The following is an 18,082-nucleotide window of genomic DNA, read 5'->3' as shown; positions in this document are numbered from 1 at the left end:
CCCTTGGGGAGCTTTGGTCCTACTTCTTGGCCAACTGGCCGAGTTGGATATAGTCGAGCGTTATCCTTGCCGTTTCAGCAAGATAGACATCCGGTTCCTGGAAATCCTTGGGCGCTTCGTCCAGGGATTTCACCGGCTCCAGCCCCTGGCGCTGCAGGCGGGCATTGAGCCTTTCCAGGCGCTTGTTATCATCCTGTTCACGTTCCAGCTCCCGGCTCTTCTGGTTGAGGGAAACGGACTTGTCTTCCTTCCTGGCCTGGTACTCGGCAATGTCTTCGAACACGTAGGCGAACTCGGGATCCTGCTTGATGCGTTGATCATGGCGCTGGCGCAATTCGGCCAGGTGGCCAACCATGGCCAGATCCTGGTACTCGGCCCGGTCGATATGATCCCAGGGCAACGCGTTCTTCTCGGTGCTCTCGCCCACTTCCTCCGGCGCCACCTCCGACGGCAGCAGGATATCGGGGATCACCCCCTTGTGCTGGGTGCTGCCGCCATCGATGCGATAGAACTTGGCGATGGTGTACTGCACGTGGCCCAGGGGTTTCTCGAACAGATCGTAGAGGCGGCCCAGGCCGCGATGCTGCTGCACCGTGCCCTTGCCAAAGGAGTTCTCGCCGACGATAAGGCCACGGCCGTAGTCCTGCATGGCGGCGGCGAAGATCTCGGAGGCGGAGGCACTGTACCTATCCACCAGTATGGTGAGGGGCCCCTCGTAGTAGGTGACGCCGTCACTGTCGCCATTGACGGCAATGCGGCCGCTGGCGTTGCGTACCTGCACCACAGGGCCTTCGTTGATGAACAGGCCGGACAGGGCGGAGGCTTCGCTGAGGGCGCCGCCGCCGTTACCACGCAGGTCGACGATGATGCCGGCCACGCCCTGCTCTTCCAGCTTGGCCAGCTCCTTCTTGACGTCTTCGCTCAGGCCCACGTAGAAGCTGGGAATGCTGATCACCCCCACCTGTTGGCCCTGGTAGGCGCCATAGGGCACCTCGTAGACTTCGGACTTGGCGGCCCTGTCTTCCAGGCGGATCTTGTCACGCTCCAGGGTCACCACCTTGGGCTGTGCGGACACGGAGCCGCCGGGCAGGACCTCCAGGCGAACCTTGGACCCCTTGGGCCCCTTGATGAGATCCACCACGTCATCCAGGCGCATGCCGACGATGTCGACAAACTTGCCGTCTTCCTGGGCCACGGCGGTGATCTTGTCGTCCACCGCCAGCGCGCCGGACTTGTCGGCCGGACCGCCGGGCACCAGGGAGGCGATGACGGTGTAATCATCAACGGACTGCAGCACGGCACCTATGCCTTCCAGCTCCAGGTTCATTTCCATCTGGAAGCGATCGGCGTTGCGGGGCGACAGGTAACTGGTATGGGGCTCCACCGTATGGGCGAAGGCGTTCATGGCCAGCTGGTAGACGTCTTCGCTCTGGGACTGGGCCAGCCGCTTGATGGCGTTGTTGTAGCGCTTGCCCAGGGTTTCCTGGATCTGCGGCCAGTCCTTGCCGGCCATCTTCAGGCTCAGGGCGTCGTACTTGACCCTGGCACGCCAGATGCGGTTCAGCTCCTCGACGCTGGTGGCCCAGGGGGCCTCCTTGCGATCGTACTCGTACTTTTCGTCCTTGCTGAAATCCATGGGCTGGTCCAGCAGGGACAGCGCGTAGCTGAAGCGCTCGTAGCGGCGTTTCAGGGCCAGCTGGTAGATGTCATAGGCAAAGGCCATGTCGCCCTTGACCAGCGCGTTGTCCAGCTGATCGCGATAGCGCTCGAAGCCCTGGATGTCGGCAGCCAGGAAGATGCTGCGGTTGTAGTCCAGGTTCTGGATGTAGCGGTCGAAGATCTGGGACGACAGCTTGTCGTCCATGGCGAACTGCCGATAGTGGGAACGACGCAGCAGAGCGGTGACCCTCTTGGTGGCTGTCACGTGCTGGGCCTCGGGCGCCAACTTGGGCAGCTCCGACAGCGGTACCACCGGCTCAACGGCCAGCGCCATCGCGGAAACCACAGCGGCGCACAGCGCCCCAATCCGAATCACCTTCTGCATACTTATTCTCCCTTGGCTGCCAGCAGATGCTCGCCTTTGACATGCATGACCATGCCAGTCACAAGCTGAACCTGCACCGAATCCTTGTCAATGGCAACCACAGTTCCGGGCAACGGCCTCTTGCCACCCGCGACACGAACGGCATCCCCTACCTTCAGCGCGCCGGCATCGACAGGCTGGGGCTTGGGACGGTTTACCTTTCCTTTGACCCTAGTGTCGCTGTTTGGTTTACGGCCAGGCTTGGCTGGCGGTTTTTTGTAACTTTTCTTGTCGGGATCGATGCCGGCCTTGCGCATGCTTTCGTGCAGGGCTTCAAGGGCATGCTTGGCATGCTCTTCTTCGATCACGCCGGCGTCGTTGCCGTCCAGGTCGACGCGGCTCACGCCCAGCTTCACCGAGCGCAGGTAGCGCCAGGAGTTGGTGTAGTGGCGCAGGGCCACCCGCAACTGGGTCTTGGAAACACAGCTCTCTTCCGCCAGGCGCTCGGCCAGTTCCTGGAAGATGCCGATTTTCAGGGGTTTTGCCTCACCTTCGAGGGTAAAGCATTGGGGAAAGCGCTCGGCCAGAAAGGCGATGACCGCTTTGGTATTGGGAAGCTTGTCAGTTTGTTCCATGAAAAATCCTTGCCTGCATTCGCTACCGGCACCGTCATAAGGGCACCGGCAGAGCCGCTATTATAGGTGCGTCGCCCTTAATTACCATCCTTAGCGAGCGCCGCGCCCAACGCGGCCACCAATTCATTCAGGCCGTCTTCATCGCCCTGGTCGAATCGGCCCTGGCTGGGGGAGTCGATATCGAGGACCCCGATAATGGCGCCATTGACCACCAGCGGTACCACTATTTCGGCGTTGGAGGCGGCGTCACAGGCGATATGGCCGGGGAAGGCGTGGACATCCTGGACCCTTTGGGTACGAGCCTCGGACACGGCCGTACCACACACCCCCTTGCCTACAGGAATGCGCACACAGGCCGCCTTGCCCTGGAAGGGACCCAGCACCAGGGTATCGCCCTCCAGCAGGTAGAAGCCCACCCAGTTGATGTCATCCAGGTGCTCGTTGAGCAGCGCGCTGACATTGGCCAGGTTGGCGATCAGGTTGGGCTCGCCGCTGATCAGGCCGGTCATCATCTGGGTCATTTCGGCATAGAAGCCTTGCTTGTCGGTCATGGGTATTCTCATTTGCCTTATCGGCCCTACAATCGAATGACAGGATATAACGTAAGGAAAGCCGTAGTGTCCACCCAAGCAGGGGCAAATCCCTTCCGTTGGTCGCAAATCCTCGCCCTGGCCCATCCCTACCGCACCAGGCTGGTCAAGGCCCATGTGATAGCCCTGTTCGCCACCGCGGCAGCCGTGCCCCTGCCGCTGATGATGCCGCTGCTGGTGGACGAGGTGCTGCTCAATCAGCCGGGCACCGGCATCCGCCTCTGGAACCAGGTATTGCCCCAGGGTTGGCAGCAGCCCACGGCCTATATCCTGGCCACCCTAGTGCTGGTACTGCTGCTTCGGATCAGCAGCGTGCTGCTCAACATCTGGCAATCCAGGCAATTCACCCTGATCGGCAAGGCCATCACCTTCAGGCTCAGGAAAAGCCTTATCGAACACCTGGCGCGGATGGAGATCAGGGCCTTCGAGTCCCGCGGCGCCGGCAGCATCGGCTCCCACCTGATCACCGATCTGGAAACCATCGACCGTTTCATCGGCGAGAGCCTGGGCAAGTTCCTGATTGGCCTGTTGACCATCATTGGCACCGCCGTGGTGCTGCTGCTGATCGACTGGCAGCTGGGGCTGATGATCCTGGTGCTCAACCCCTTCATCATCTGGCTGTCGAGGCGGATCGGCAGGAAGGTCAAGGTGCTCAAGGGCATGGAAAACCAGGCTTTCGAACGTTTCCAGGGCCAGGCCACCGAGACCCTGGACGCCATGCAGGAGGTACGCAGTTCGGGGCGCATGGACTTCTTCCGCGACCGCCTGCTGGGCAGCGCCGACCACCTGCGCCAGCGGGCCCAGGAGTTCAGCTGGAAGTCCGAGGCGGCCGGGCGCTTTTCCTTCCTGATCTTCCTGTCCGGTTTCGAGGTCTTCCGGGCCATTGCCATGCTGATGGTGCTGCTGAGCGACCTAAGCGTCGGTGAGATCTTCGCGGTGTTCGGCTACCTGTGGTTCATGATGGGCCCGGTCCAGGAGCTGCTCGGCATGCAATACAGCTATTACGGGGCCAGCGCCGCCCTGGACAGGCTGGCCCGCCTCCAGGCGCTGCCCGTCGAAACGGACAGCGGCAAGGCCACACCCTTGCGCCAGCCCGTGACCTTGTCCTTCGAGGAGGTGCATTTTGCCTATGAGCCGGACCGGCCGGTGCTGCAGGGGGTGAACCTGGAGGTGCCGGCCGGGGCCAAGGTGGCCCTGGTGGGAACCTCCGGCGGTGGCAAGTCGACCCTGATCCAGTTGCTGCTGGGCCTCTATCGCCCCTTGTCCGGGCAGATCCGCCTCAACGGCGAGCCCATTGAGGATATCGGCCTGGCCCAGGTACGCAGCCAGGTAGGCACAGTGTTGCAGCACCCGGTGCTGTTCAACGATTCGGTACGCAACAACCTCTGCCTGGGCCGCAACAGCCAGGACGGCGAACTCTGGCAGGCGCTGGCGGTGGCACAGCTGGACGATTTCGTAAGGGGCTTGCCGGAAGGCCTGGATACCCAGGTGGGCAGTCGCGGGGTACGCCTCAGTGGCGGCCAACGCCAGCGTCTGGCCATCGCCCGACTGGTGCTCAAGGATCCGGCTCTGGTGATCCTCGACGAGGCCACCTCGGCCCTGGACAGCGAAACGGAAGCGGCCCTGCACCAGGCGCTGGGCAACTTCCTGAAAGGACGCACCACCCTGATCGTGGCGCACCGCCACAGCGCCGTGCGCCAGGCGGATCTGGTCTATGTGCTGGATGACGGGAAAGTGGTGGAATCGGGCCGGCACGACGAGCTGCTGGCCCGGGACGGGATCTACCAGGCCCTATACGGCGCCCATTAGTCCAGCTCGAAACGGGCCGAGACGCTGGCCTTGACCTCTATTTCGCCGGCGGTCTGGACCGGCCCGCTGCCCTTGGCCTCCATGGCGGCGGCACGCATGTACATGACGGGAGGCTGGAAGCCGCCCTGTTCATCGACACTGAGCACCTTGCCCAGGCTGGCATCGCCGGCCTTGGCCAGCAGCTTTGCCTTGGCCCTGGCGTTGACCAGGGCTTGTGCCAGCAGCTCCAGGTAGAGCTCGTCCTTCTTGGAATACTGCAGCTGGCCCTGGCCCACATGGCTGGCACCGGCAGCCACGGCGGCCTTGAGCACCTTGGGATAACGTTCGAAGCCCTCGACGGTGACGCTGTAACGCTGCTGGGCACGCAGGCCTATGGTCTTGCCCTTCTCGTAACGGGGGTAAACCTCGAAGCGGTGCCCCTGGATATGCCGCTCGGCAATGCCCAGGCCCTTCAACTCGGTCAGGAAGGGCCTGGCCTGGCTCTCAACCTGCTCCAGCAGCACCTGGGCATCGGCCCCTTCGGCGCTGAAGCTCACCTGCACCAGCACCTGATCCGGCGCCACCGCACGAACGGCCTCCCCCTGTACCGACACGTAACGGTCCGCGGCCAGGGCCAAGGGGCTACCGAGCAAGGCCACCAGGGCCAGGGTCATGGTCTTCATGAGGTCTCCTTTTTCTCCGTCTTCTTCTTGGCTGCCGGAGCCGGCTTAGCGCCCTTGATGGCTTCCAGCAACTGGTCCTTGTTAGACGCCAGGTAGAAACTTAGTTCCTCGACGGCCTTGTCATCCAGTTCAACCGGTGACTTTTCCAGCAGGGCCGCCAGCGCATCGGCGGTGTCCAGCAGCTTGTCATAGGCATCGGCTTCTTTCTTGGATGTAAAGGTCATCTTTTCTACGCCCTCTCGTACCACCACGTACTGAATGACAACGGCCATGGTTTCTCCTCAAATACACTGTTCATTCGTACAGTACCACCATGAAGATGCCCTGTGAAGGGGCTGTCATCAATATTTAACGGCCCGAAGAGACATGAAAATATCCTTTATATTCAGTTGTATAGCATCAGCTTGACACGCCTTGGCCAAGCAACCCTTTCGGGTGATGGCGCGGTCAAAAAGCGCTGCTACTTTTAAAGTCCAGCCAGGAATGTGCCCCGACCTGCTGGGGCCGGGCTGGACCCTAACCCCGTTTTGGGGCCCTGCGGCCGGCATGGAAGCGACCCACCTTTCCCCTTCCCTGCTCGGCATTTATCCGCCACACCCGGCAGATGGCAGTCGCATTGTGTGGCTTTGAAACACCAAGGAGATTGTTATGGCTGTCGAAGGACGCGAACTGGCAAGTCTGGATTTTGGCAACCTGATCGGGGGACCGCTCAACGCCGTGGTCGAATCCCAGGCCAAGTCCGCCATCACCACCGCCAACTTCATCAAGGAGGTCGGTTTCGACAAGGACGGCAAGATCGTCAACGTGGACTTTTCCTATAACCGCAAGGACGACCAGGGCCGGGACCAGGAATTCACCCTGACCGTGCCTTTCCTGACCATGCTGCCCATTCCCTACATCACGGTGGACAGTGCCGAGATCGAATTCAACGCCAAGATCACTTCCACCAAAGAAAGCAACATGTCCAGCAACTTCACCCAGCAGGTAGATGCCAGCGCCGGTGGTAGCTGGTGGTTTGCCAAGGCCTCCATCAAGTCCAAGACCTCCTATCAGCGGCAGCGCTCCACCACCGAGAAGGAAGAGCGCACCTTCGACATGAAGGTCAAGGTCCAGGCCCGCAATGCCGACACCCCGGCCGGCACCGAACGCCTGCTGACCATACTGGAAAACACCATAGAGGAGAAAGGCGGCTCGGTGCTGTCCGTCTCCGGTGTTGTCACCGTCTATGACGCCGCTACCGACAAGAAGGTGGTTACCCTGAGCAACGTCAGTGGCATCAAGGTCGATTGGCACCTGTTCATCAACGGTACCGACGTTGGCGAGATCAGCGCCGTGGACGAAGCCAAGAAGCAGATCACCCTCAAGGCCGACCCCAACGACGACATCAATGTCAGCGACGACTTCGAGTGTAAGAAAGTCTAATGCCGTAACAGACCCAAGCCGCCATGGCATGCCATGGCGGCCTTTTTCCATGATTGAGCCAAGGACGCGAAAGTGGCAGAAGACAACAAAGCCCAACTGAACGACATCCTCGGCGCCCTGGTTTCCGGGGTCGCCCATGCCAGGCGGGTGGCCGATGCCGAGGTGATGCGCATCGCCCGTTTCTACCGCCGCCACGAATACCTCAACGGCCTGACGGTGCCGCGGCTGCGCATCAACAAGATAGCCCTGGATCTACCGGTGCTCTTTGATGACGTGGTCCCCGCCAAGCCCGCCGAAGCCAATGATCCGGCCTATATCGCCCAATGTACCCGTGACGCCCTGGAGAAATCCCTGCAGCAGTTCGACGACCTCATGCAGCAGCGCCACAAGGAGTTCAACGAAGAGCAGATGGCCCTGGCCAAGAGCCTGCTGGACGGCCTGCCGGACCGCCTGGATTTCTTCCAGAAGATGCAGTACTCGCGCCTGCAGCTGATGAAGCGGATGCTGGAAAAGTCGGCGACCCATGAGCCGGTCTCGGACATCGTCATCATCGACGAAGTCGGCGACAGCACCGAGGAGCTGCTCAGCGATCTGATCCAGGAAGCCGTACACCAGGTCGCCGAAGGCCTGTTCGCCGACAATATTCGCGAGAAGGTCACCAGCGACGTGCTGGGCAGCGATTTCATCAAGCTGCTGGTCAAGGACGTGCGCGCCCAGGCCGAAGACGTGGCCGTACGGGTGCCGACCCAGCCCGCCAGCTTCACCGTCCGGGTGGATACCGAATCCATCAAGAATGCCGCCAGCCCCAATTCCGTGACCCGCCTGCGCCTGGTGCTGACCGAGGAAGGCCTGGAATGGTCCACCGAAAGCGACGAACAGGGCGGTACCAGCTGGAAACTGCTGCCGGAGTAAAGCCATGGTGCTATTTATCCAAGTGGAGAAGCTGCGGGATTTCCTGGCCACCATGAAACCGCTCATCGACGCCTACCAGCAAGGGGATTACGGCTTTTCGGTCCGGGCCCTCAAGTGGCTGGAGGATGCCCAGGAACTGATGAGCCAGCTGCGCCTGCCGGAAGGAGGCGAAATGTCTGCCCTGCGCGGCCAGGTGCTCAAGGCCGGCGACGTGGCCCAGGACGATGACGGTCGCCGTACCCGCGCCGCCATTCGCCGGGCCTGCAGCGCCGCCGCCGCCGATGCCCTGCAAAGGGCCGAGGCGGTGATGCGCAGCCGCATCCAGGAGGGCGAGGAACGGCTGGGCCATTTCGAGGAAAAGCTCTGCGAGGCGCTGACCGCCGCTACCCTGGTGGATGCCTTTCCCACGCCGCCCACCCAGCCCAGGCAGCTTTGGCTGCAGCAGGTCTGGTCGGCGCTCAGCTGCCACCAGTCCATCCGCCCCACCACCGTCTACCTGGCCACCTCGCTGATGTCCTCCGACCGGCTCTATCTGCTGGACAAGATCATGAACCGGCTGTTCCAGGAAGAGATGGCGGTGATCCAGCCCAAGACGGAGGCCCCCGCCAAGGGCAAAGGCCAGGCCAGGCACTGAGCCAGTTGGGAGCCCGGTCACAAGGCAGTGGACCGGGCCCCTCTATACTGGTGGTGAGCTTCGCAGTCTGGAGACTCGCCATGACAATCAGTCCAGAGCAGGTCGAATGGTCAAACACTCCCCCCCTGTTTCTGCAATTGCCTTTTACCTTTGCCAACGGACTGGAATTCAACGGCTTCAACGCCCAGTGCAGCGGATGCCAACAATACATCAACAAGGAGAACCTGCGGGGTCAGCTAACCCCGGTGACAGGTGAAAAGTGCCTGCTGAATGCCATCGGGTACTGTGAGCGCTGCAATGGCCTTACCTGCTACGACTTCGTCCTCTATGGTAGAGAGACGCTCATCGCCGAACCCATGCGGGCCCCCCTGGCCCAGGATGGGCACCGGCAGTAAAAAAGGCGCCTTCGGGCGCCTTTCCTCTCTCCTGAACCAAGCGGGCTACGCCAAAGCGATATGGTCCTAATGGTCATCCTGTAGCTCGTATTTCTTGGCCAGCCGCTTCAGGCTGCTGATGCTCCTGAAGGTGCCCTGCACCCTGGCCACCCTTTCGAAACGCCTGTTGTCGAAGCCGGACTGGCTCTGCTTGCTGCGGCACAGCCAATAGAAGGCCCGGCCCTGGCTGGCGAAGCCGTCCTGTTCGTTTTCCAGGGCCTTGAGCCGGGCGAAGGCTTCAGTGGACAGTGGCGCCTTCATCAAGGCGATGTTATAGGCCTGGGCGGCGTCCATTTCCTCTTCACTAAAGGCCGGATGCTCGATGATGGCCCTCAGTTCGGGTCCTGTGACCACGAAGGTGGCCACCTCGAAGCCCAGCACCTGGGCCAGGTGCGCCTCGATACGCGCCTCCAGAGCGGCCTGGTCCTGGCACTCGGTTTCGAATATCACATTACCGCTGGCGATAAAGGTCTGCACCTTTTCCAGGCCCAGGGCCTGGAGGTGGCCCCTGAGCGCCGACATGGTGACGGTACGGCCGCCCACATTGATGGCGCGCAGGAAGGCGAAATAGCGCTCCATGAGTTTTCCTCAGTAGGGCTGGTGGCGCAGCCGGCCGTACAGGCCGGAGCCTGTGGCATGCAGCGCCACCAGCACGGCGCCGGCCAGCAGGCCACCCAGGCCATTGGCCAGTACCGGCATCAGCCAGGCCAGGGCGGCGCCACCAAAGGCCAGGCCCTGGGCCCACTGTTCGAGGTGGTGGACCAGCTCGTGGCCAAAGGGCAGGCCGTGCAGCAGTATGCCGCCGCCGACCAGAAACATGGCCGCCGTACCCAGCACCGCCAGCGCCTTCATCAGCCTGGGCGCCAGCACCAACAGGCCGCGGCCCAGGCCCCGCTTGGCCGCGCCAATGCGGCTCTTGGTGCGGTCCCTGAGCAGGTGCAGGCCGGCGTCGTCCATCTTGACGATGCCCGCCACCAGGCCATAGACCACAACAGTGATCAGCACGGCGATGCCGCTGACCACGGCGGCGCGCACGGCAAAATCGGCGTCCTGTACCGTGCCCAGGGCGATGACGATGATCTCCGCCGAGAGGATGAAATCGGTGCGGATGGCACCGCGGATCTTCTTTTTCTCGAAGGCCACCAGATCCACCTTGGGATCCTGCACCGCCTTGAGCTTCAGCTGGTGCTCGGTTTCCCGCTCGGCGCCGGAGTGAAGGAACTTGTGGGCCAGCTTTTCGAAACCCTCGAAACACAGGAAGGCACCACCCAGCATCAACAGCGGCGTTATAAGCCAGGGCAACAGGGCGCTGATGGCCAGGGCGGCCGGCACCAGGATCAACTTGTTCTTGAACGAACCCTTGGCCACGGCCCAGACCACGGGCAGCTCCCGCTCGGCCCGGACCCCGGACACCTGCTCGGCATTGAGGGCCAGATCGTCCCCCAGCACCCCGGCGGTCTTCTTGGCCGCCACCTTGGTCATGGCGGCCACATCGTCAAGGAGGGTGGCAATATCGTCTAGCAGGGTTAACAGGCTGGCGCCGGCCATGGGAGTCTCCGTCATAGATCACTGGCCCAAGCTTATCCCAAAACCTTTGGCGCCCAAAGGGTTACTGAGGCAGTGCCAGGCGCCGCGCCGTCCAGTACTTGGCATGCCAGTAGGGATTGTGCAGCGACGACAGGGTGACGCCCTCTGTGGTGGAGGCGTGCAGGAAGAGGCCCTCTTCCAGGTAGATCCCCACGTGGCTGCTATGCCTGCCGGTCTTGAACAGCACCAGATCTCCCGTTTTCAGTGCGCGGCGCGCCACTGGCTGCCCTGCCCCGACCTGCTCCCGGGTCTGCCTGGGCAGGATCAGGCCAAACCGCTCGGCGAAGGTGCGCTGGACGAAGGCCGAGCAGTCGATGCCGGTCCTGTCGGTGCCACCAAGGCGATAGCGCACACCACGCCATTGGCGGTACTGGGCATTGAGGGCGTCGATGACCGAGGGTGTTTCTTGGATGCCCGCCTGGCCCGTGGCGCCTTCAACTTGGGATGAAGGAGGCTTTTCTGCCTGTGGCGACACGGTGCAGCCGCTCAGGATCACCAGCAAGGGCAGCAGTTTACGCATGGCATCTCGAGGTCTGGGCAAAAGGCCAGTGTGCCCAAGCGGCATGTCGCCAGCCTGAACGGACCATCAGGGGCGCCACAACGCCATGAAATCGTCTACCGCCATGGCCGCCAGCCGCTCGCCGTCGCCCATCAGCTCGAGCAGGGCCTCGGCCCTCGCCTCGGTGAAGCGGCCTTGTAGATTGGCCAGGGCCTTGGCCTTGAGCCTGGGGAGCCCTTCGTGGCGGCGCCTGCGGTGGCCGATAGGGTACTGCACCTCCACCTTGTCGGTGGCGCTGCCGTCGGTGAAAAACACCTGCACGGCATTGGCGATGGCGCGCTTGTCCGGGTCCAGGTAATCGGCGCTGTAGGCCCTGTCCTCCCGGACCACCATCTTGCCCCTCAGCCTGTCGATACGGGGGTCCGCCGCCGTCTCGTCGCTGTAGTGATCCGCCGTCAGCTCCCCGAAGATGAGCCCCACGGCGACCATGTACTGCAGGCAGTGATCCCGGTCGGCGAAGTTGCTCAGCGGTCCCGTCTTGTCGATGATGCGCATGGCGCTTTCTTGGGTAAATAGCTCGATTCGATCGATATCATCCAGCCTGTCCTTCACCTTGGGGTGCAGGGCCAGGGCGCATTCTACGGCGGTCTGGCCGTGGAACTCGGCGGGAAAATCGATCTTGAACAGCACGTTCTCCATCACGTAGCTGCCAAGCGGCCTGGCCAGGGTGATGTCTTTTCCCCCAAACAGCACGTCCTGGAAGCCCCAGTGGGGTGCGCTGAGGGCGCTGGGGTAGCCGGGCTCGCCGGCCAGGGTGATCAACGCCAGGCGTACCGCCCGGCTGGTGGCGTCGCCGGCGGCCCAGGACTTGCGGGGGCCGGTATTGGGGGCATGGCGATAGGTGCGCAGGGCCTGGCCATCCACCACCGCCTGGGACAAGGCGGCCAGCACCAGCTCCCGACTGCCGCCCAGCAGCTGGGCGGCCACGGCGGTGCTGGCCAGCTTGACCAATACCACGTGATCCAGGCCGACCCTGTTGAAGCTGTTGCCAAGGGCCAGTACCCCCTGGATCTCATGGGCCTTGACCATGGCCTGGAGCACGGTCTCCATGGTCAGGGGCGCCCTGCCCCCGGCCCGGCGCGACCGCCAGTCCGCCACCGCCAGTATGGCGCCCAGGTTGTCGGAAGGATGGCCCCACTCCGCCGCCAGCCAGGTGTCGTTGTAGTCCAGCCAGCGGATGCAGCAGCCGATGTCGAAGGCGGCCTTGACCGGATCCAGCTCGAAATCGGTGCCCGGCACCCGGGCGCCGTGCGGTACCACTGTGCCCGGTCCCCAAGGCCCCAGCAGCCGGGCGCATTCAGGGTAACCCAGGGCCAGCATGGCGCAGCCCAGGCTGTCCAGCAGGCAATGGCGGGCCGTTTCCAGGGCCAGCTCGGACGTGATGTCTGCATCGCAGACATAGTCGGCTATCTCGACCAGCAGGGGATCGTACTTGGCCATGGCGGCCCTCACGGAAGATCGCACTTACCTGTATTCAAGTCCCTTTTAAGGCCTTTGCCAGTGCTGCCGGACATAAAAAAGCCGGTCCAGGGACCGGCTTTTTGTCAGGGCAACGGCCGGTCAGCAGCTGTCGCCCGGGATGCGCACCCAGCCTTCCATCAGGATGCGGGCGCTGCGGCTCATGCTGGCCTGGGTGATGGTCCAGTCACCGCCCTGCTGGCTGGCCTCGGCGCCCACCTTGAGGGTGCCGGAAGGATGGCCGAAGGTCACCGCCTTGCGCTCACCGCCACCGGCGGCCAGGTTGACCAGGGTGCCGGGAATAGCCGCGGCGGCGCCTATGGCCACGGCGGCGGTACCCATCATGGCGTGGTGCAGCTTGCCCATGGACAGGGCCCGCACCAGCAGATCGATGTCGCCCGCCTTGACGGCCTTGCCACTGGAGGCCACATAGTCCCTGGCCGGCGCCACGAAGGCCACCTTGGGGGTGTGCTGGCGGCCGGCGGCCTCGTCCACATGGCCGATCAGGCCCATCTTGACGGCGCCATGGGCGCGGATAAGCTCGAACCTGGCCAGGGCCTCGGCATCGTTGTTGATGTCGTCCTGAAGCTCGGCGCCGCTGTAGCCCAGGGCCTCGGCGTCCAGGAAGATGGTGGGGATGCCGGCGTTGATCAGGGTCGCTCGGAAGGTGCCGACACCGGGTACCGCCAGCTCATCCACCAGCTTGCCGGTGGGAAACAGGGCGCCCTCGCCGGCGGCGGGATCCAGGAAGGCGACTTCCACCTCGGCGGCCGGGAAGGTCACCCCGTCCAGCTCGAAGTCGCCGGTTTCCTGGACCTCGCCACCCGTGATGGGCACCCGGGCGATGATGGTCTTGTGGATGTTTGCCTGCCAGATCCGCACGGTGCAGATGCCGTTGTCGGGAATGCGCCCGGCATCCACCAGGCCGGCGTTGATGGCGAAGGCGCCCACGGCGGCGGTAAGGTTGCCGCAGTTGCCGCTCCAGTCCACGAAGGGCCTGTCGATGGCCACCTGGCCGAACAGGTAGTCCACGTCATGGTCCGGTTGCGCGCTCCTGCTCAGGATCACCGTCTTGGAGGTGCTGGAGGTGGCGCCGCCCATGCCGTCGGTCTGCTTGCCGTAGGGATCCGGGCTGCCAATGACCCGTAGCAATAGTCGGTCACGGGCCTCGCCCGGCACCTGGGCGGCTTCTGGCAGGTCGTCCAGCTTGAAGAAGACCCCCTTGGAGGTGCCGCCACGCATATAGGTGGCGGGAATACGAATTTGCGGCTTGAACATAACAAACTCCGTGATCACGAGAAGGTCGATGAGCGGCACATCCGCGGTAAAGGGATTTACCGCCAAGCACACCGTGCTTGCAAGCGACAAAAAAGTCGCACTTTTTTGCCGCGCCGCAGCCAATCGCCAGGGAAGGTGATTGGCTGCAGCAATCCGCTAGCCGCCCCCCATACAGGTGGCAGGAATACGGATTTGGGGCTTGGAACTCATTCGATTCAATCCTTAACAAAAAGCGCCGCCCGCAGGCGGCGCTTGCAAACGGTTTTAGTGCGCCGCTTCCGCCGCCAGGAAATCCTGTGCAAAGCGCTGCAACACACCACCGGCCTCATAGATGGTCACCTCTTCGGCGGTATCCAGGCGACACAGCACCGGCACCTCTGCCGTGTCGCCATTCTGGCGACGGATGACCAGGGTCAGGGTCGCGCTCGGGGTGCGCTCGCCGACCACGTCGAAGGTCTCGGTGCCGTCTATCCCTAAGGTCTTGCGGGTGGTGCCGGCCTCGAATTGCAGCGGCAGCACGCCCATGCCGATCAGATTGGTGCGGTGGATGCGCTCGAAGCCCTCGGCCACTATGGCCTCGACCCCGGCCAGGCGTACGCCCTTGGCGGCCCAGTCGCGGCTGGAGCCCTGGCCGTAGTCGGCGCCGGCGATGATGCACAGTGGCTGCTTGCGGTCCATGTAGGTCTCGATGGCTTCCCACATGCGGGTCACCTGGCCTTCGGGTTCGATGCGGGCCAGGGAGCCCTGCTTCACCTCGCCGTTTTCATCCAACACCATCTCGTTGAACAGTTTGGGGTTGGCAAAGGTGGCGCGCTGGGCGGTCAGGTGATCGCCACGGTGGGTGGCGTAGGAGTTGAAGTCCTCCTCCGGCAGGCCCATTTTGGCCAGGTACTCGCCGGCGGCGCTGGACGCCAGTATGGCGTTGGAGGGCGACAGGTGGTCTGTGGTGATGTTGTCACCCAGCACCGCCAGGGGGCGCATGCCGCTCAGGGACCGTTCGCCGGCCAGGGCGCCTTCCCAATAGGGGGGACGGCGAATATAGGTGCTCATGGGGCGCCAGTCGTAGAGCGGGTTGCCCTTGTCGCCGAAGTCCACCTTGAGATCGAACATGGGCTCGTAAACGGCCTTGAACTGCTCGGGCTTGACGCAACGGTTGATGACGGCGTCGATTTCCTCGTCGCTCGGCCAGATGTCCTTGAGGGTCACCGGCTTGCCGTCGGCGTCATGGCCCAGCACATCCTTCTCGATGTCGAAACGGATGGTGCCGGCAATGGCATAGGCCACCACCAGCGGCGGCGAGGCCAGGAAGGCCTGCTTGGCATAGGGGTGGATGCGGCCGTCGAAGTTGCGGTTACCGGACAGCACGGCGGTGGCGTAGAGGTCGCGGTCGATGATCTCCTGCTGGATCCTGGGGTCCAGGGCGCCGCTCATGCCGTTACAGGTGGTACAGGCAAAGCCGACGATGCCAAAGCCCAGTTGCTCCAGCTCCGGCAGCAGGTCTGCCTCTTCCAGGTACAGCTGCACGGCCTTGGAGCCGGGGGCCAGGGAGGTCTTCACCCAAGGCTGGCGCACCAGGCCCTTGTTGTTGGCATTACGGGCCAACAGGCCGGCGGCGATGACGTTCCTGGGATTGGAGGTGTTGGTGCAGCTGGTGATGGCGGCGATGATCACGGCGCCATCCGGCATCCTGCCCTCTTCCTTCTGCCAGGCGCCGGCGATGCCGCGCTGGGCCAGCTCGGCCACGGGCACCCGCTTATGGGGGTTGGAAGGGCCGGCGATGTTGCGGCCCACGGAAGACAGGTCGAAGCGCAGCACCCGCTCGTACTCGGCGTCTTCCAGGCTGTCGGCCCAGAGGCCGGTGGTCCTGGCGTAGTTTTCCACCAGCCTGATCTGCTCGTCGTCACGGCCGGTCAGGCGCAGGTAGTCGATGGTCTGGCCGTCGATGTAGAACATGGCGGCGGTGGCGCCGTATTCCGGGGTCATGTTGGAGATGGTGGCGCGGTCGCCCAGGGTCAGGGCGGCGGCACCCTCGCCGAAGAACTCCAGGTAGGCGCCGACCACCTTCTCGGCACGCAGGAACTCGGTGATGGCCAGCACGATGTCGGTGGCGGTGATGCCGGGCTGGGGCTTGCCGGTCAGCTCGACGCCAACGATGTCCGGCAGGCGCATGTAGGAGGCGCGACCCAGCATGACGCTTTCGGCTTCCAGGCCGCCCACGCCCACGGCGATGACGCCCAGGGCATCCACGTGGGGGGTGTGGCTGTCGGTGCCCACCAGGGTATCCGGGAAGGCGACGCCGTCACGGGCATGGACCACCGGCGACATCTTTTCCAGGTTGATCTGGTGCATGATGCCATTGCCGGGGGGGATCACGTCCACGTTCTCGAAGGCGGTCTTGCACCAGTTGATGAAGTGGAAGCGATCCTCGTTGCGGCGGTCCTCGATGGCGCGGTTCTTGTCGAAGGCGTCCTTGTCGAAGCCGCCGTGCTCGACGGCGAGGCTGTGGTCGACGATCAGCTGGGTCGGCACCACCGGATTGACCTTGGCCGGATCGCCGCCCTGCTCGGCGATGGCGTCACGCAGGCCAGCCAGGTCCACCAGGGCGGTCTGGCCGAGGATGTCATGGCAGACCACCCGGGCCGGGAACCAGGGGAAGTCCAGGTCGCGCTTGCGCTCGATGATCTGCTTCAGGGAATCGGTCAGCCTGTCCGGCGGGCAGCGGCGCACCAGGTTCTCGGCCAGCACCCTGGAGGTATAGGGCAGCTTGGCGTAGGCGCCGGGGGCAATGGCGTCGACGGCGGCCTGGGTATCGAAGTAGTCCAGCTGGGTGCCGGCCAGGGGTTTGCGATAAGCGGTATTCATAGCACCGGAGTCCATCGAAGGGGGTGAAGGCCAGGGCCTGCACCCGGGATACGACAAAGGCGGCCCCACGGGCCGCCCTACTGCTTTAGGAGCGCTTGTCCAGCGGCACCCATTCGGTCACGCCCGGGCCTGTGTATTCGGCGGAGGGGCGGATGATGCGGTTGTTGGCGCGCTGCTCCATGATGTGGGCGGTCCAGCCGGACACCCGCGAGCATACGAAGATGGGGGTGAACAGCTTGGTGGGGATGCCCATGTAGTGGTAGGCGCTGGCGTGGAAGAAGTCGGCGTTGGGGAACAGCTTCTTCTCTTCCCACATGACCCGCTCGGCCGTTTCCGAGACCCGGTACAGGCGGTCGTCGCCGAATTCGCCGGCCAGCTCCTTGGACCACTGCTTGATCACGGCGTTGCGGGGATCCTTGCTGCGGTACACGGCATGGCCGAAGCCCATGATCTTTTCCTTGCGCGCCAGCATGCCCTTGAGGCTGGCCTCGGCCTCGGCCTCGTCCTGCCAGTTTTCGATCAGCTCCATGGCCGCCTCGTTGGCGCCACCGTGCAGGGGGCCACGCAGGGAGCCGATGGCGCCGGTGACGCAGGAATGCATGTCGGACAGGGTGGAGGCGCAGACCCGGGCGGTGAAGGTGGAGGCGTTGAACTCATGCTCGGCGTAGAGGATGAGGGACACGTTCATCACCTTCTCGTGCAGCTCCGACGGGGTCTTGCCGTGCAGCAGGGCCAGGAAGTGGCCGCCGATGCTGTCGCAGTCGGAGTCGGTATCAATGCGCACGCCGTCGTGGCTGAAGCGGTACCAGTAGTTGATGATGCCCGGGAAGGCGGCCAGCATGCGGTCGGCCACGTCCATCTGGTTGGCAAAGTCGCCTTCCTGCTCCAGGTTGCCCAGCACGGAGCAGCCGCTCCTGAGCACGTCCATGGGGTGGGCGTCGGCGGGGATCTTCTCCAGCACGTCGCAGAGCACGGCCGGCAGCTTGCGCTGGCCCTTGAGCTTGGCCTTGTAGTCGCCAAGTTCGGCGACGTTGGGCAGCTTGCCACGCAGCAGCAGGTAGGCCACTTCCTCGAAGGAGGCATGCTCGGCCAGGGTCTCGATGTCGTAGCCGCGGTAATGCAGGCCGTTGCCGGCGGTGCCGACGGTACAGATGCTGGTTTGTCCGGCGACCTGGCCACGCAGGCCGGCGCCACCCAATGCTTTATCTACCATGGTT

At 63.6% G+C, this 18,082-nt stretch carries 16 protein-coding genes and 1 pseudogene; 5 read left to right on the top strand and 12 right to left on the bottom strand.

Annotated features, from left to right (window positions below; genetic code table 11):
* Positions 1–19: 19 nt before the first annotated feature.
* The 3 genes from prc to WDB71_RS07790 all read right to left on the bottom strand — a co-directional run bounded on the left by prc (position 20) and on the right by WDB71_RS07790 (position 3,209).
* The gene (gene prc, locus WDB71_RS07800; RefSeq protein ID WP_341504087.1) at positions 20–2,044 is read right to left on the bottom strand and encodes a carboxy terminal-processing peptidase; all 2,025 of its coding nucleotides are present in this window, start codon (positions 2,042–2,044) and stop codon (positions 20–22) included.
* Positions 2,045–2,046: 2 nt separating this feature from the next.
* Positions 2,047–2,658 (bottom strand): RNA chaperone ProQ, encoded by a 612-nt coding sequence (gene proQ / locus WDB71_RS07795; RefSeq protein WP_341504086.1) that lies wholly within the window; start codon positions 2,656–2,658, stop codon positions 2,047–2,049.
* Positions 2,659–2,735: 77 nt separating this feature from the next.
* Positions 2,736–3,209, bottom strand: coding sequence for a GAF domain-containing protein (locus tag WDB71_RS07790; protein ID WP_341504085.1), 474 nt, complete (start codon positions 3,207–3,209; stop codon positions 2,736–2,738).
* Between the two features lie 66 nt (positions 3,210–3,275).
* Here WDB71_RS07790 and WDB71_RS07785 point away from each other — a divergent pair, with 66 nt between their 5' ends.
* Complete coding sequence (locus WDB71_RS07785; RefSeq protein WP_341504084.1) at positions 3,276–5,057, top strand: ABC transporter ATP-binding protein; 1,782 nt, start codon at positions 3,276–3,278, stop codon at positions 5,055–5,057.
* Here WDB71_RS07785 and WDB71_RS07780 read toward each other — a convergent pair.
* Together WDB71_RS07780 and WDB71_RS07775 are read right to left on the bottom strand one after the other, a co-directional pair.
* Positions 5,054–5,719, bottom strand: a complete 666-nt coding sequence (locus tag WDB71_RS07780) for an SIMPL domain-containing protein (protein ID WP_341504083.1) — start codon at positions 5,717–5,719, stop codon at positions 5,054–5,056. The genes WDB71_RS07785 and WDB71_RS07780 overlap by 4 nt on opposite strands.
* On the bottom strand, positions 5,716–5,991 hold the full coding sequence (locus tag WDB71_RS07775; protein ID WP_341504082.1) for a YebG family protein: 276 nt from the start codon (positions 5,989–5,991) through the stop codon (positions 5,716–5,718). Before WDB71_RS07775 ends, WDB71_RS07780 begins: the two co-directional genes overlap by 4 nt.
* A 376-nt stretch (positions 5,992–6,367) precedes the next feature.
* On the opposite strand from WDB71_RS07775, the gene WDB71_RS07770 reads away from it, so the two are divergent.
* The 4 genes from WDB71_RS07770 to WDB71_RS07755 all read left to right on the top strand — a co-directional run bounded on the left by WDB71_RS07770 (position 6,368) and on the right by WDB71_RS07755 (position 9,082).
* Positions 6,368–7,141, top strand: a complete 774-nt coding sequence (locus WDB71_RS07770; protein WP_341504081.1) for a DUF2589 domain-containing protein — start codon at positions 6,368–6,370, stop codon at positions 7,139–7,141.
* Positions 7,142–7,213: 72 nt separating this feature from the next.
* Entirely contained in the window at positions 7,214–8,053 is an 840-nt protein-coding gene (locus WDB71_RS07765) for a hypothetical protein (protein ID WP_341504080.1), read from the top strand.
* Between the two features lie 4 nt (positions 8,054–8,057).
* Positions 8,058–8,687 (top strand): hypothetical protein, encoded by a 630-nt coding sequence (locus tag WDB71_RS07760; protein WP_341504079.1) that lies wholly within the window; start codon positions 8,058–8,060, stop codon positions 8,685–8,687.
* 80 nt (positions 8,688–8,767) lie between these two features.
* The gene (locus WDB71_RS07755; protein WP_341504078.1) at positions 8,768–9,082 is read left to right on the top strand and encodes a hypothetical protein; all 315 of its coding nucleotides are present in this window, start codon (positions 8,768–8,770) and stop codon (positions 9,080–9,082) included.
* 66 nt (positions 9,083–9,148) lie between these two features.
* On the opposite strand, the gene WDB71_RS07750 is transcribed toward WDB71_RS07755, so the two are convergent.
* The 7 genes and pseudogenes from WDB71_RS07750 to prpC all read right to left on the bottom strand — a co-directional run bounded on the left by WDB71_RS07750 (position 9,149) and on the right by prpC (position 18,078).
* On the bottom strand, positions 9,149–9,700 hold the full coding sequence (locus tag WDB71_RS07750) for a DUF1697 domain-containing protein (protein ID WP_341504077.1): 552 nt from the start codon (positions 9,698–9,700) through the stop codon (positions 9,149–9,151).
* Positions 9,701–9,709: 9 nt separating this feature from the next.
* Complete coding sequence (locus tag WDB71_RS07745) at positions 9,710–10,669, bottom strand: DUF808 domain-containing protein (protein ID WP_341504076.1); 960 nt, start codon at positions 10,667–10,669, stop codon at positions 9,710–9,712.
* Positions 10,670–10,730: 61 nt separating this feature from the next.
* Positions 10,731–11,081: pseudogene (locus WDB71_RS07740) on the bottom strand (NlpC/P60 family protein); the annotation flags it as partial.
* A 213-nt stretch (positions 11,082–11,294) separates the two neighbouring features.
* Positions 11,295–12,707, bottom strand: coding sequence for a bifunctional 2-methylcitrate dehydratase/aconitate hydratase (locus WDB71_RS07735; RefSeq protein ID WP_341504197.1), 1,413 nt, complete (start codon positions 12,705–12,707; stop codon positions 11,295–11,297).
* A 120-nt stretch (positions 12,708–12,827) separates the two neighbouring features.
* Positions 12,828–14,003 carry a 2-methylaconitate cis-trans isomerase PrpF gene (gene prpF / locus WDB71_RS07730; RefSeq protein WP_341504075.1) on the bottom strand — a complete coding sequence of 392 codons (1,176 nt, stop codon included), beginning with the start codon at positions 14,001–14,003 and terminating at the stop codon, positions 12,828–12,830.
* A gap of 264 nt (positions 14,004–14,267) precedes the next feature.
* A complete protein-coding gene (acnD, locus tag WDB71_RS07725) occupies positions 14,268–16,865 on the bottom strand; it encodes a Fe/S-dependent 2-methylisocitrate dehydratase AcnD (protein WP_341504074.1) in 2,598 nt (865 codons plus the stop codon).
* A gap of 85 nt (positions 16,866–16,950) precedes the next feature.
* Positions 16,951–18,078 carry a 2-methylcitrate synthase gene (gene prpC, locus WDB71_RS07720; protein ID WP_341504073.1) on the bottom strand — a complete coding sequence of 376 codons (1,128 nt, stop codon included), beginning with the start codon at positions 18,076–18,078 and terminating at the stop codon, positions 16,951–16,953.
* Between the last annotated feature and the right edge of the window lie 4 nt (positions 18,079–18,082).

This window comes from Gallaecimonas sp. GXIMD4217, from assembly GCF_038087665.1.
Taxonomy (GTDB): Bacteria; Pseudomonadota; Gammaproteobacteria; order Enterobacterales; family Gallaecimonadaceae; genus Gallaecimonas.
The sequence above is the reverse complement of the archived record's forward strand: the minus strand, read 5'-3'. Positions and strand labels throughout refer to the sequence as shown.